Raw genomic sequence first — 12,935 nt, 5'->3', positions numbered from 1 at the left:
CCCGTGGCGTGCCTTGTTCGCGCGCGAAGGCGGCACGGGCAGCGCTGCCCCGGGAGCCAGGCGCACCTCGGGCAAGAACAGCTTGACGCGAAACACCGAACCGATATCGGGCGTGCTGGCCACCGTCAGTTCACCGCCCATCAGGTCGGTCAGCATCTTCGCAATGGTCAGGCCCAGACCGGCACCCGGCGCAGCCGGCCCGGGCGTCGCTGCGCGTGTGAAAGGCTCGAAGATGCGTTCGATCTCCTGCGCCGACAAGCCGGGGCCGGTGTCTTCAATTTCGATGCTGGCCATCTCGCGCGCATAACGCAGGCGCAGGCTGATACGGCCTCTGGCGGTGAACTTGATGGCGTTGCCCAGCAGGTTGATGAGGATTTGCCGCACGCGTTTTTCGTCTGCACGCACCACGACCGGTAGGGAGCCTTCGGATTCAAACTTGAAGATCAGGCCTTTGGCCTGCGCTTCCAGCTCGAACATGCCGGCCATCTCCTGCACCAGGTCGGAAAAATACATCGGTTTGACATTAAGCGTGAGCTTGCCGCTTTCAATACGGGCAATGTCCAGCGTTCCTTCAATCAATGAAAGCAGGTGCTCGCCACCGCGCTTGATCACCCCGACAGCCTGCTGCCGATGTGCGGGTATCGAATGATCCTCACCCATCAACTGGGCATACCCAAGAATACTGTTGAGTGGCGTGCGAAGCTCGTGGCTGATGGCGCTGATGTAGCGACTCTTGGCCTGGTTCGCCAGGTCAGCCACGCGCTTGGCCTGCTGCAGCGCCTCGTCGGTCTGGCGGTGCGACTCGATCTCCTTCATCAGCAGATGCGTCTGCCGATTGGACTCTTCCTGCGCGACCTGCCGGCTCTTGTGGGCCAGCACCAGCCACCAGGCTACCAGCCCGGCAATCACCAGCAAGGCCATGTAGGCCTTCAGGAAACCGGAGCGCAGCGCCGGTTCGGAGGCCGCCTGCAGGTCCAGCAAGGCCCGCATTTCCTGGTGATACAACAGGCCGAACACGCTGGCCAGCAGCGGCACGATGACCAGCATCAGGAGCAGGAAGTGCCCCAGACCCGTGTCCAGGTAAGGCCAGATGCGCCGCGGCAACAGCCAGCGCAAGGTGGCTGACCACTGGGCGGACAGGCTCGCCTGCGGCTTGCACAAATCGCCACAACGCGCATCGAGGGTGCAGCACAACGAGCAGATCGGCCCCTGGTAGGCCGGGCAATGCGCCATGTCCGGGCCTTCGTAGTCGCGCTCGCAGATCACGCAACGCTTGAGCGCATAAGGCTTGTAGTTGCCCTGGGCGTCGGTTTCAGGGGCCTCTCCCTGCCTGGCAATGTAGTAGCGGCCCTTGGTGGCCCAGGCGATCATTGGCGAAGCGACAAAAGCGGTTCCCAGCGCAATCACTGCAGAAAATGCCTGGGCCAGGGGACCAAACAGGCCCAGGTGCGCACTCACCGACAGCAGGGAAGCCAGCGCCATGGCACCCACGCCCACTGGATTGATGTCATACAGGTGGGCACGCTTGAACTCGATACCCTTGGGTGACAGACCCAGCGGTTTGTTGATGACGAGGTCGGCCACCACGGCCATCATCCAGGCAATCGCGATGTTGGAGTACAGGCCAAGCACGTCGCCCAGCGCCTGGAACACATTCATCTCCATCAGCATGAAGGCAATCAGCGTGTTGAACACCACCCAAACCACCCGGCCCGGGTGGCTGTGAGTCAGCCGGGAGAAAAAGTTGGACCAGGCGAGCGAACCGGCATAGGCATTGGTGACGTTGATCTTGAGCTGCGAGATCACCACGAACAGCGCCGTAGCGGCCACGGCCCAGCCGTAATGGGGAAACACATACTCGTAAGCGGCCAGGTACATCTGGTTCGGGTCCACCGCGCGGTCCAGCGGCACCATGTGCTGAATCGCGAGGTAGGCGAGAAAAGCGCCGCCCAGCATCTTCACCACACCGAGCAACACCCAGCCCGGCCCGCCGGCAAGCACCCCGGCCCACCAGCGCCGCCGGCTGGCAGCCGTGCGCACAGGCATGAAGCGCAAGTAGTCTGCCTGCTCACCCATTTGGGTGATGAGCGCGATACCGACCGTCAAGGCGGCACCAAACAAGTGCAAATCAAAGCCTGAATTTGTGCCTATCTCCCCTTTGTAGTGCGTGATACCCGCAAAAGCACCCGGATCACGCACCAGAACGTAGATAAAGGGCACGACCAGCATCACCAGCCATAGCGGCTGGGTCCAGACCTGCAGCCTGCTGATGGCTGACACACCGTGGGTGACCAGCGGAATCACCACCAGCGCGCAAATCAGGTAACCCCAGCTTGGCGGAATACCCAGCGCCAGCTCCAGTGCATAGGCCATCACGGCCGCCTCCAGCGCAAAAAAGATGAAGGTGAAGGAGGCGTAGATCAGCGAGGTCAGCGTGGAGCCGATGTAGCCGAAGCCGGCACCGCGGGTCAGCAAATCCATGTCTACGCCGTACCGCGCGGCATAAATGCTGATCGGCAGGCCGGCCATGAAAATGATCAGTCCCGTCGCGACGATGGCCCAGAACGCGTTGGTAAAGCCGTATTGCACGAGCAAGGTGGCGCCCACCGCTTCCAGAATCAGGAAGGACGCCGCACCAAAGGCTGTGTTGGCCACCCGCCATTCGGACCATCTGCGAAAACGCTGAGGCGTGAAACGCAACGCATAGTCCTCCATGGTTTCGCTGGCCACCCAGCTGTTGTAGTCACGCCGGACCTTGATGATGCGCTGCACCGGCGCTTCGGTTGGAGCCGGCGCGAGCACCGCCGGCCCCCAGTCGGGGACGGCCGGGGTCGGCAAGGGTGGTGGCGTGGCCGTGGCGTCCATGGCAGAGTTTTGTCAATACGTCATAGGGGGAAGGAAGGCTCAAGTGCAGATTCCATGCCACAGAGGGAGAAACCGGCGGCGCCAGCGCTGTTCCTGTGGCACCATTCTTGCACCCCGGCATCACCAGAACCCCTGCAGCCGCCTCCCGGAGAGACCATGGAATTGACCCCCAGAGAAAAAGACAAGCTGCTCATTTTCACGGCAGCCCTGCTGGCCGAACGCCGCCAGGCCCGGGGCCTGAAACTCAACTATCCCGAGGCTGTTGCGCTGATCAGCGCCGCGGTGATGGAAGGCGCACGGGACGGCAAAACCGTGGCCCAGTTGATGAGCGAAGGGCGAACGATTCTGACGCGCGCCGACGTGATGGACGGCATCCCCGAATTGATCCCTGACATCCAGGTTGAAGCCACTTTCCCCGACGGCACCAAGCTGGTCACCGTACACCAGCCGATTGTGTGAATCATCCACCCCTGCAAAAAACTCGCACCATGAAACTCAGTCTTGCTCTTAAAACTATAGCTGCTTGCGCAATAACAACGTGGGCTGGAGCCTCGTTTGGCCATGATGGCCACCTGATGACAGGCGCCCACTGGCATGCCACCGATGCTTGGGGTTTTGTGGCCCTGGGCGGCCTGCTTGTGCTGGCGATCTGGCTGTCCAACAAGGACAAATGAGACGGTCATGATCCCAGGCGAAATATTCACCGATGGCCCTGACCATCCGCTCAATACCGGCCGCCGCACGCTGAGCATGGTGGTGCAAAACACCGCCGACCGGCCGATCCAGGTCGGCTCTCACTACCACTTCGCCGAAACCAATGGCGCGCTGGATTTTGACCGTGCTGCGGCGCAGGGCATGCGGCTCAACATCGCCTCCGGCACGGCCGTGCGCTTCGAGCCGGGGCAACAGCGCACAGTGGAGCTGGTGGACTTCGCCGGTGAACGAAAAATTTACGGCTTTCGCGGTCTGACCCAAGGGAAACTCTGATGGCAACAATAGGCAGACGCGCCTACGCAGAAATGTTCGGCCCCACCGTGGGCGACCGCCTGCGGCTGTCCGACACCGAGCTCATGATCGAGGTCGAGGCCGACTACACGCTGCGTGCGGGAAGTTACGGCGAAGAAGTCAAATTCGGCGGCGGCAAGACCATCCGTGACGGCATGGCGCAGTCGCAGAAGACGCGCGCCGAAGGTGCGATGGATTGCGTGATGACCAATGCGCTCATCATCGACCACTGGGGCATCGTCAAGGCCGACATCGGCCTCAAGGGCGGGCGCATCGCTGCCATCGGCAAGGCCGGCAACCCCGACACCCAGCCCGGCGTGGAGATGATCATCGGCCCCGGCACCGAGATCATCAGCTGCGAAGGCATGATCGTCACCGCAGGCGGCATCGACTCCCACATCCATTTCATCTGCCCGCAGCAGATCGAGGAAGCGCTGACCTCCGGCGTCACCACCATGCTGGGCGGCGGCACCGGGCCGGCCACCGGCACCTTTGCCACCACCTGCACACCCGGCCCCTGGAACATCGTACGCATGCTGCAGGCCGCCGACGCCTTCCCCATGAACCTGGGTTTTCTCGGCAAGGGCAATGCCAGCTTGCCGGCCGCGCTGCATGAGCAGATCGATGCCGGCGTGATCGGCCTGAAGCTGCACGAAGACTGGGGCACGACACCTGCCGCCATCAGCAACTGCCTGGACGTGGCGGAAGAGACCGACACCCAGGTCGCCATCCACAGCGACACGCTCAACGAAAGCGGTTTTGTCGAGAACACGATTGCCGCCACCAAGGGCCGCACCCTGTGCGCCTTCCACACCGAAGGCGCGGGCGGCGGCCATGCACCCGACATCCTCAAGGTGGTCGGCGAGCAGAACTTCCTGCCGTCCTCGACCAACCCGACCATGCCCTACACCGTCAACACACTGGACGAACATGTGGACATGCTGATGGTCTGCCACCACCTGGACCCGGCGATTGCCGAGGACCTGGCCTTTGCCGAAAGCCGCATCCGCAAGGAAACGATTGCCGCCGAAGACGTGCTGCACGACCTGGGCGCGATCAGCATGATGAGCAGCGACAGCCAGGCCATGGGCCGTGTCGGCGAGGTCATCATCCGCACCTGGCAGACCGCGCACAAGATGAAGGGGCAGCGCGGCAAGCTGCCCGGCGACACCGAGCGCAACGACAACTTCCGAGTCAAGCGCTACATCAGCAAATACACCATCAACCCGGCGATTGCGCACGGCATCGCGCACGAGGTGGGCTCCATAGCAGTCGGCAAATGGGCCGACCTGGTGGTCTGGAAGCCGGCCTTCTTCGGCATCAAGCCGGCGCTGATCCTCAAGGGCGGTTTCATCGCCATGGCCGCCATGGGCGACCCGAATGCGTCCATCCCGACCCCGCAGCCGGTGCACTACCGCCCGATGTTCGGCGGCTTCGGCGGCGCGATTGCCAGGGGCTCGCTGACCTTTGTGTCGCAGGCCGGCCTCGCCGGCGGCATCAAGGAACGTTTCGGCCTGGCCAAGAACATCGTCGCCGTGAAAAACATACGCGGCGTGCAAAAGCGCCACATGGTTCACAATGACTACGCGCCGAAAATGGAGGTCGATGCACAGACCTACTCGGTGCGCGCCGATGGACAGTTGCTGACCTGTGAGCCGGCGACCAGCCTGCCGATGACACAGCGCTATTTTCTGTTCTGATCCGGATTTGAATGGACCTGCAAGAGCGTTTTATCGCGGCCGTGATGGGTGCTTTGTGGGGCGCCTTCCTGGGTCTGATGGTCGCCATGGCGCTGTCCCTGGTTCGGCCGCTGACAGGCAACGATGACTACCTGATCGTGAATTGGCTTGGCGTGATTGCCGGCTGTTCGGCCTTGTTCGCCGTGCTGGGCCTGATTTTCAAGACGTCGACAGGCACCATCATCGGCACCTCGATCGCATGGACCTATGACCGCCTGATTCAGCGTCATGATCCGGCAGACGACTTGCCATGGTGGGTACAGCTCCTGTTTTACGCCGGTCTTGCAGCACTGGCATACTGGTTTTTTTAAGGGTACACGTGATCCAGGTTTCCAAAATCATTGCGGGCGGCAAAGGCCTTGCGCCCGTACTCCTCAAACGCGCATCGACCATCGAACTCGACTGGGACATTCGCCAGAAAAGCCGCTTCGAAGCCACCGACTCTCTGGGGCGCCAGCTCGGCATCTTCCTGCCGCGCGGCACGCTGGTGCGCGGTGGCGATGTGCTGGTGGCGGAAGATGGGTCCATGGTGAAGGTCATCGCTGCGGCGCAAACCGTGCTGCGCATCACCACCTGCCCGACGCATGGCAGCCCGTTCGACCTGACACGTGCGGCCTATCACCTCGGCAACCGGCACGTCCCCATAGAACTCAAACCGGACCACCTCAAGATCGAGCCTGACCATGTGCTGGCGGACCTGCTGCGGGCCATGCACCTGATCGTCAACGAAGTCAGTGAAACGTTCGAGCCCGAAGGCGGCGCCTACAGCGCCGGCGGCCACGGACATGCGCACGAGGGTGGACATGGCCACGCGCACGCACCCGCCGCGGCACCCGCGCCGCATGTGCACGGCCCGGACTGCAGCCATGGCCACGATCACGGCCAGGAGCACACGCACCAGGAGGTGCAGCCGGTCGCGATCCGGATGCACTCACACAAGCCGCACAGCCATTGAGCACGACGGCCCAGCCCCTGCCTGCCGCCAGCCTGCTGCAACTGATCTGGCTGGCCTCGCCGGCCCTGCCCGTGGGCGGATTCTCCTACTCGGAAGGGCTTGAATCCGGCGTGGACAGAGCGGGAGTAGCTACGGAAAACATAGCGTCTGACTGGCTCAGCGATCAGCTGCAGCTGAGTCTGGCGCGCGGCGACCTGGCCGTGATCGCCGGAGCTATTCCAGCCTGGCGCAACGGCGATCTGGTCAAAATCAAGGCCCTCAATGACTGGGTGCTGCAGACCCGCGAAACCAGCGAACTGCGGGCGCAGGCCGAGCAAATGGGACGCTCGCTGCTGGAGTGGCTGCGCAACCACCACAGCATCAGCGACGCGCAACTCGACGCTTGCGCACAGCTGCCACCGACCTACCCTGTCACCTTTGCGCTAGCCGCCTCGCCGCTGATCGCAGGTGTCCCCGATTGCCTGACTGCCTACGCGTTCGGCTGGGCCGAAAACATGATGCAGGCCGCACTCAAGTCGGTACCGTTGGGCCAGAGCGCCGGCCAGCGCATACTGGCAAGGCTGGCCACAGAAATCCCAGTTGCTATCGCCACAGCCATGGCGCTGCAAGACCACGAACGCCAGGCCTTTTCGCCCATGCTGGCGATTCTTTCCTCGCAACACGAAACCCAATACTCCAGATTGTTCCGCTCATGAGCATGCACCACATCCCCAACCGCACCAAGAAACTCCCCCCGCTACGCGTCGGCATAGGCGGCCCCGTTGGCTCCGGCAAAACCACCCTGCTGGAAATGCTCTGCAAAGCCATGAAGGACAAGTACGACCTGGTCGCCATCACCAACGACATCTACACCAAGGAAGACCAGCGCATCCTGACCGTCAGCGGTGCGCTGGCGGCCGAGCGCATCATGGGCGTGGAGACCGGCGGTTGCCCGCACACCGCGATTCGTGAAGACGCGTCCATCAACCTTGAAGCCATCGACCGCATGCTGGAAGACTTCCCCGACGCCGACGTGGTGTTTGTTGAATCCGGCGGCGACAACCTGGCCGCAACCTTCAGCCCCGAACTCAGCGACCTGACGATTTACGTGATCGACGTGGCCGCCGGCGAAAAAATTCCGCGCAAGGGCGGCCCCGGCATCACCAAAAGCGACCTGTTCGTCATCAATAAAACCGACCTGGCTCCTTATGTAGGTGCGGACCTGGGCGTGATGGAAACCGATACCGTCCGCATGCGCACCACATCCAAAGGCCTCAAGCCTTTTGTCATGACCAACCTCAAGACCCAGGCCGGGCTGGCTGAAGTCATTGCGTTTATCGAAACCCGGGGAATGCTGACGGCGAGCTGATGCGGTGCGACAAGGCAAAACCCGCGCTCCAGTTTCTCCATTGCGCCGTGAACTCAAAGGGTTCATGATGGTTTTTTGCACGGTCAGGAAACCAAGAGATGAACAGTGCGCCGGCAAGGCAGCAGCAGGAACAGGCGCTTGATGATGTCAGCTCGACCCTGCTGATCCCGCTGGCGGCGCGGGCCTTCGGAGATGCCATGTTCCCCGCCCAGGCCGTTCACGACGCCTATGCTGCGGCAGCCTTGCAACGGCTGAAAATTGGGGTCAGCCATTTTCTGGACGACCCTGCCAGCGTTTACGGCGTGCTGTCTCGCACGCGGGTTTTTTGCGAACTGGCCCATGGCTTTTTCGATCGTTATCCGCGAGCGCTCGGCGTCAACCTGGGCTGTGGGCTGGCCTGGTATTTCCAGTGGCTGGACCGGCGCAGCAACCGTTGGCTCGATGCCGATGTTCCCCGCGTCATGGCCCTGAGAAAGCGGTTACTCCCGGCCGGTGGCAAGCGACTGGGCCATGCCGACGTCGATCTGCGCCGGCCCGGCTGGTGGCGCCAGCTCGACTTGCCCCGCCGTCGCGATGGTTCTCCGGTGCTGCTGATATGCGAAGGCTTGCTGATGTACCTGGAGGCCGAGGAAGTTCAATGCCTGCTGCATGAATTTGGCGAGCATGCGCCAGCGGGGTCGGAGCTGCTTTGCGACACGCTGTGCTGGCTGGCTGCCGGCCGCGCGGCGATGCACCCCTCGGTGCGCCACACCCACGCGCAGTTTCGCTGGGGCCTGCGGCGCATGGCAGAACTCACCGAGCCACATCCAAGACTGGTGCTGCTCTCAGAACATGCCGTGATGGATGCCTATGACTTTTCCTCGTCCCTCAGCTACCCCACCTTCAGGGCGCTTTACGGCGTGCCTCTGTACGGCATCATCCGGCTGGGAGTTTCAGGCTAGTGCACGTTCCGGTCTGTGCGAAGCTACGGCAAATTGATCCCTGCCGTCGTGCCCAGGTACTTCTCCAGCACGCCCAGCTCAGCAGCCGTTGGCGTGCCTTTGCCGGTGATCACGGCGTAAATATGTCCCCTGAACCCACCGCGCGGGTAGTAGCTGAGATAACCCCAGCCGATGAGCATCTGGTTGCATGCGCTGGGAGAAAACGTCGCCGCCGCGCTGGCAACCACGGCAGAGTTGACGCGCAGCTTCTGCGCGCCCGGCGCCGAGGTGAATGCGAACACCGCCGGTGTATTGGCAGGAATCTTCGCGGGGCTGGCCAGCTCCACCTTCTGTCCGCCCGCATCTACCCATCTGGCTCCCGGGGCGCTGTTGGTGAAATTCAGCTCCGATGTGTATGACTGCTCCGTCTGCGATGCCTGAAACAGCACACCGGTGTTGTACTGGCCAGGAACACTGGCGGCCACAATGACAAAGTGCGCGTCCTCGATGTTGTAGGGCACCCTGTTTCTCGGGTTGGGCTGAACCCCGGCCCTCCTGAGCGACTTCTTGCACCAGAAGCCCCAGGTGTTGGTCACCGTGTGGTCCGAATTCTTCTTGCCATTGGTCACGCGCATGACGGGCAAAACCATGGTGCCCATCCCGCCATTGGCCTTGTTGACCCCGTTGATCATTTCCATGGCGTTTCCTGCACTGGAACCGTAGCCCGAGTCCGAGATGGCGCGGATCGGCTGGCCGGCCACTGCGGGCGTGCCGAGCATGTAGTCGGTGTAGCCGTCGGCCAGTTCCCATTTGCAGGCGCTGTATTTCGCAATGATGGCGTGTGCTGCATCCTGCAGGCTGGTGGTCGCATGGGCCGCCGGATCGCTGAGTGAAAAAATCCTGCGCGGCGGCGGCACCTGCCCCGACAGCTGGCCGTCGCTGGTGTAGCTCAGTGTCGCCACCCGGTTGGCCGCCGGTGTATAGGTAAAGGTGTCCTGGCCGTTTGCACCGGCCGGAATGAGCAGCGACGATTTGCTCAATGTGCCGCCGTTGCTGGAAGCCACCGTGAGCGCGACCGGCCGGGCCAGGTTGCCGCGCGCATACACGGTGATCGTCAAGGGCGTGCCGGCGAGCCCGTAGCCCGGGCCATCATCGAACAGGCTCGCCTGCACAATCCCGACAGCCGCTTTGAATGGGCCAGACACCGCGGGCTCCAGTGTCCTGTTCTGGTACCAGCTCGGCGCCTGGTTGATCGCATAGTTGCGAATGGGCCAGTGGCTGCCGCCCATCCAGGTGTAAATCTCGCAGCCAGCCTGATGCGCGTAGTTGACCGCCTGCGAGAACATGGTTTGCCAACGCGTGTCATCGAGCGGCATGCCGATTTCGGTCAGCGCCAGCTTGACGCCTTTCGCGCTCGCCCAGTCCGTGGCTATCTTGATGCGATCCATGCCTGTGGATGGCTTGATGGAGCCGACGCCGAAACCGGCACTGTAATTCTTGGCTACCTCGGTGTCGTAGTCAAAGGCTGCACCGTTGCTGAAAGCATCCAGGTACATGTGGACTTCATAAATGAGGTTGGCCCCGGTCAGCGGAAATCCCGGGTTTTTGGTGCCTATGACCACGGCCGAGCTGTACTGGTTTCCTCCCACGTAAATCGGGTTCACCGTGTCGATGGTGCGAATGGCATTGATCGCCGCCTGCGCAAAGGCCGGCCAGATGCTCAGGTCTTCCGCAGTTTTGACCGCTTCTTCGTTCCAGGCAATAACGCCACCCGATTTGGGCATGTCATGCGGCTCGTTCATCAATCCATAACCGCCAAAACCGGGATGGTTTTTCCACTTGGTCGCCGCGCGCGTCCAGAAATCCACGAAGTGGGACTGTTTGAGCGTTGCGCCGGCGGCCAGCGCGAAAATACGCGTTCGCACCTGCGTTTTGTCGGTGGTGTAAGGGCGAACAAGGGGGTCGGTGGAAACCGTCAGGCCGATGACCGAGCCATCCGGCTGGAATTTGAAGTCCTGGTAGCGGCAGTAGTTGTGGTTGTCGATGATGCATTTCATCCCAGCAGCTGCGTGCGCATCGAGCACACCCGTGATGTAGGACTCATACCCCGGATGAAAATCGCCCGGTTGGCCGATGGCCGTCTTTGCTACTGTGTTGGCAACCGTGTCATGAAGCATGGGCTGCAGGAGTTCCCACTGGATGGGTAAACGGCTCTTGTTGTAGCCGCAGGAAGCAAGGTAGGCAATGTCCGCAGAACGCGGCACGGTGAAGTGCAAATTCGGAGCCGTGCTGGTACCGATGCGCAGGCCGGGCTTGGCCCACTCCATACCCGAGAGATTGGTGCCCGCCGGAACAGTTGCAATGGCTGCAGCAGCCTTGGGAGCCAACCTGATGCCTGTCACCGCAACCGCGCCCAGGCGCAAAGCTCCCAGAGCGGCAACGGCAGCCTGCGAAAATTCACGTCTTTTCATCGATTTCTTTCTCCTGTTTCCCTGTTCGGGACGGGTTGATCGGGACGACTGGGGAGCCGGGGACTTCGCCAAGGCCCGCGAAGAACAAGCCGCAGACAGGCCTCGACAACTTCGAACGAACCGCATGACGCGGTCAGCCGAGACCCATGCGATTGACCTTAGCACGCAGGAACAATTCTTCGGTGTTGCCTGCTGTAATAGCTGTAATAGAACCGGCTCTCACCTGTGCAAATTACCGGGTGCTCGCAGTCCTGAGGTGATCGAATCTGCATTTATTCAGGGGGGAAAATGTAGGGTTGAGCCTCGCAATGACCATGCGCTCTCTGGAGCTTCCACCAAGGCCAAGACATTAAATGGCCATCGCACCTATTCATGCTGGATCGGACAATTTCTCGGGACAAATTGCCGAAATCGACGGGGGACGACTTGCAGAAGTAGTGGCTTTCGAACCAAATGATGACCGGCTTAGGCCGGTTTTTTACTTGTAAATCAAAAGTTTGCCTGTCATTTTTGACAGGATTTAAGTCCGGCACTGGCCTGCCGTTGAATAGCTTCGCTATCAAAAGCGTAGCTAACTAAAAGGAGGCCGGTTTGATTTACGGATACGCTCGAGTTTCCACCACCGAGCAGGAAACCACGCTGCAGCTGGATGCGCTGCGGCGATCTGGCGTTGAAACAATCCCGCAGGACAAACGAAGTTCAGTCGGCCAAAGACCGAAATTAATGGAGACGCTGGAACCAGGCGACATGGTCAAGGTCTACAAGATCGACCGCCTGGCACGCTCCCTGATGGATCTACTCTCGATCCTCGACAGGATTCAAAAGGTCGGTGCATCGTTCCAAAGCCTGACGGAGCCTGTTGACACGAGCACCTCGGCTGGCCGGATGATGACGCACATGCTGGGAGCATTCGCAGAGTTCGAGCGCGGCATCATTCGGGAGCGGTCTATTGCAGGCCAGACCGCGGCGATGATGCGTGGCATTCACTGCGGCAGGCCTCGGTCTGTTGCACCTGAGGACGAGAAAGAAATTGTGCGGCTCTGGCAGTCGAATCAATACACCATGGATTCACTGGCTGCAATTTTCAATGTTCACCCGTCGAGCGTGAAGCGGTCGATTTATCGGGTTCTCAAGCCTGGGCATTCGAGTTTGCGATAACGTTGGAGTTCACCCCGCGTTCAACAGCAGGCGAAGCCGGCTGCTGAACGTCGGGTGCAACGAAGGGTTAGGCGGCATTGGGTCAACAAGGCGCGAGCGAGCAACCAGTGAGGACGCTGCGCTCCCTATTTCCCCGACTCGACGGGAAGCCGTTTGAGTTTGCCGATATCGGCAACGCGGTCCTCAAGTACTGTGACGCGCGCTTGAAGACCGTCAATTTGCAGCATTTGACGCGCTATTACGGTACTGGCCAGAGCAAGCAAAGCAATTCCCACCAGACCGACTACCATTTGCCTTGACATAAAAACCTCCACGTTTTGACCAAGAGATCGAAGTGAAACCGTGCTTTAGATGACTCTTCTGGCCTAGAGTTCCAGCTGGCTGTCCGGGCTTGAGCGCGAAGATGGTACGGAGTCGCCGTGCGTGTCGCCTAACGTTTGAGCTGAGGCGCAGACGCCGGCAAGGCACTTGGCC

At 61.3% G+C, this 12,935-nt stretch carries 11 protein-coding genes; 9 read left to right on the top strand and 2 right to left on the bottom strand.

The window, feature by feature from the left end:
• A partial coding sequence (locus WA904_RS12830) for an ATP-binding protein (protein ID WP_425197513.1) occupies positions 1-2,865 on the bottom strand: 2,865 nt, incomplete at its 3' end.
• A 156-nt stretch (positions 2,866-3,021) separates the two neighbouring features.
• Here WA904_RS12830 and WA904_RS12825 point away from each other — a divergent pair.
• The 8 genes from WA904_RS12825 to WA904_RS12790 all read left to right on the top strand — a co-directional run bounded on the left by WA904_RS12825 (position 3,022) and on the right by WA904_RS12790 (position 8,853).
• Positions 3,022-3,324: an urease subunit gamma gene (locus tag WA904_RS12825; protein WP_077592967.1), complete on the top strand. Its 303-nt coding sequence runs from the start codon at positions 3,022-3,024 to the stop codon at positions 3,322-3,324.
• A 222-nt stretch (positions 3,325-3,546) separates the two neighbouring features.
• Positions 3,547-3,852 (top strand): urease subunit beta, encoded by a 306-nt coding sequence (locus tag WA904_RS12820; protein ID WP_425197512.1) that lies wholly within the window; start codon positions 3,547-3,549, stop codon positions 3,850-3,852.
• The gene (gene ureC / locus WA904_RS12815) at positions 3,852-5,570 is read left to right on the top strand and encodes an urease subunit alpha (RefSeq protein ID WP_425197511.1); all 1,719 of its coding nucleotides are present in this window, start codon (positions 3,852-3,854) and stop codon (positions 5,568-5,570) included. The genes WA904_RS12820 and ureC overlap by 1 nt, the downstream gene beginning before the upstream one ends.
• An 11-nt stretch (positions 5,571-5,581) precedes the next feature.
• Positions 5,582-5,920 (top strand): hypothetical protein, encoded by a 339-nt coding sequence (locus WA904_RS12810; RefSeq protein WP_425197510.1) that lies wholly within the window; start codon positions 5,582-5,584, stop codon positions 5,918-5,920.
• Between the two features lie 8 nt (positions 5,921-5,928).
• Positions 5,929-6,564, top strand: a complete 636-nt coding sequence (ureE, locus tag WA904_RS12805) for an urease accessory protein UreE (RefSeq protein WP_425197509.1) — start codon at positions 5,929-5,931, stop codon at positions 6,562-6,564.
• Positions 6,561-7,259, top strand: coding sequence for an urease accessory protein UreF (locus WA904_RS12800; RefSeq protein WP_425197508.1), 699 nt, complete (start codon positions 6,561-6,563; stop codon positions 7,257-7,259). The genes ureE and WA904_RS12800 overlap by 4 nt, the downstream gene beginning before the upstream one ends.
• Positions 7,256-7,912: an urease accessory protein UreG gene (ureG, locus tag WA904_RS12795; RefSeq protein WP_425197507.1), complete on the top strand. Its 657-nt coding sequence runs from the start codon at positions 7,256-7,258 to the stop codon at positions 7,910-7,912. Before WA904_RS12800 ends, ureG begins: the two co-directional genes overlap by 4 nt.
• 98 nt (positions 7,913-8,010) lie before the next feature.
• Positions 8,011-8,853, top strand: a complete 843-nt coding sequence (locus tag WA904_RS12790; protein WP_425197506.1) for a class I SAM-dependent methyltransferase — start codon at positions 8,011-8,013, stop codon at positions 8,851-8,853.
• 23 nt (positions 8,854-8,876) lie between these two features.
• Here WA904_RS12790 and WA904_RS12785 read toward each other — a convergent pair whose 3' ends face one another.
• Positions 8,877-11,303 carry a cellulase family glycosylhydrolase gene (locus WA904_RS12785; protein ID WP_425197505.1) on the bottom strand — a complete coding sequence of 809 codons (2,427 nt, stop codon included), beginning with the start codon at positions 11,301-11,303 and terminating at the stop codon, positions 8,877-8,879.
• Between the two features lie 591 nt (positions 11,304-11,894).
• Here WA904_RS12785 and WA904_RS12780 point away from each other — a divergent pair.
• Positions 11,895-12,461, top strand: coding sequence for a recombinase family protein (locus tag WA904_RS12780; RefSeq protein WP_425197504.1), 567 nt, complete (start codon positions 11,895-11,897; stop codon positions 12,459-12,461).
• The last annotated feature ends 474 nt before the right edge of the window (positions 12,462-12,935 follow it).

The organism is Polaromonas sp., assembly GCF_049790275.1.
Lineage (GTDB): Bacteria > Pseudomonadota > Gammaproteobacteria > Burkholderiales > Burkholderiaceae_C > Polaromonas.
Note: the sequence above shows the minus strand (reverse complement) of the source record. Positions and strands in the feature narration are given on the sequence as shown.

Coding starts and splice junctions, on each gene's coding strand:
- WA904_RS12825 (WP_077592967.1), top strand. CDS start 3,022: ATGGAATTGACCCCCAGAGAAAAAGACAAGCTGCTCATTTTCACGGCA.
- WA904_RS12820 (WP_425197512.1), top strand. CDS start 3,547: ATGATCCCAGGCGAAATATTCACCGATGGCCCTGACCATCCGCTCAAT.
- ureC (WP_425197511.1), top strand. CDS start 3,852: ATGGCAACAATAGGCAGACGCGCCTACGCAGAAATGTTCGGCCCCACC.
- WA904_RS12810 (WP_425197510.1), top strand. CDS start 5,582: ATGGACCTGCAAGAGCGTTTTATCGCGGCCGTGATGGGTGCTTTGTGG.
- ureG (WP_425197507.1), top strand. CDS start 7,256: ATGAGCATGCACCACATCCCCAACCGCACCAAGAAACTCCCCCCGCTA.
- WA904_RS12790 (WP_425197506.1), top strand. CDS start 8,011: ATGAACAGTGCGCCGGCAAGGCAGCAGCAGGAACAGGCGCTTGATGAT.
- WA904_RS12785 (WP_425197505.1), bottom strand. CDS start 11,303: ATGAAAAGACGTGAATTTTCGCAGGCTGCCGTTGCCGCTCTGGGAGCT.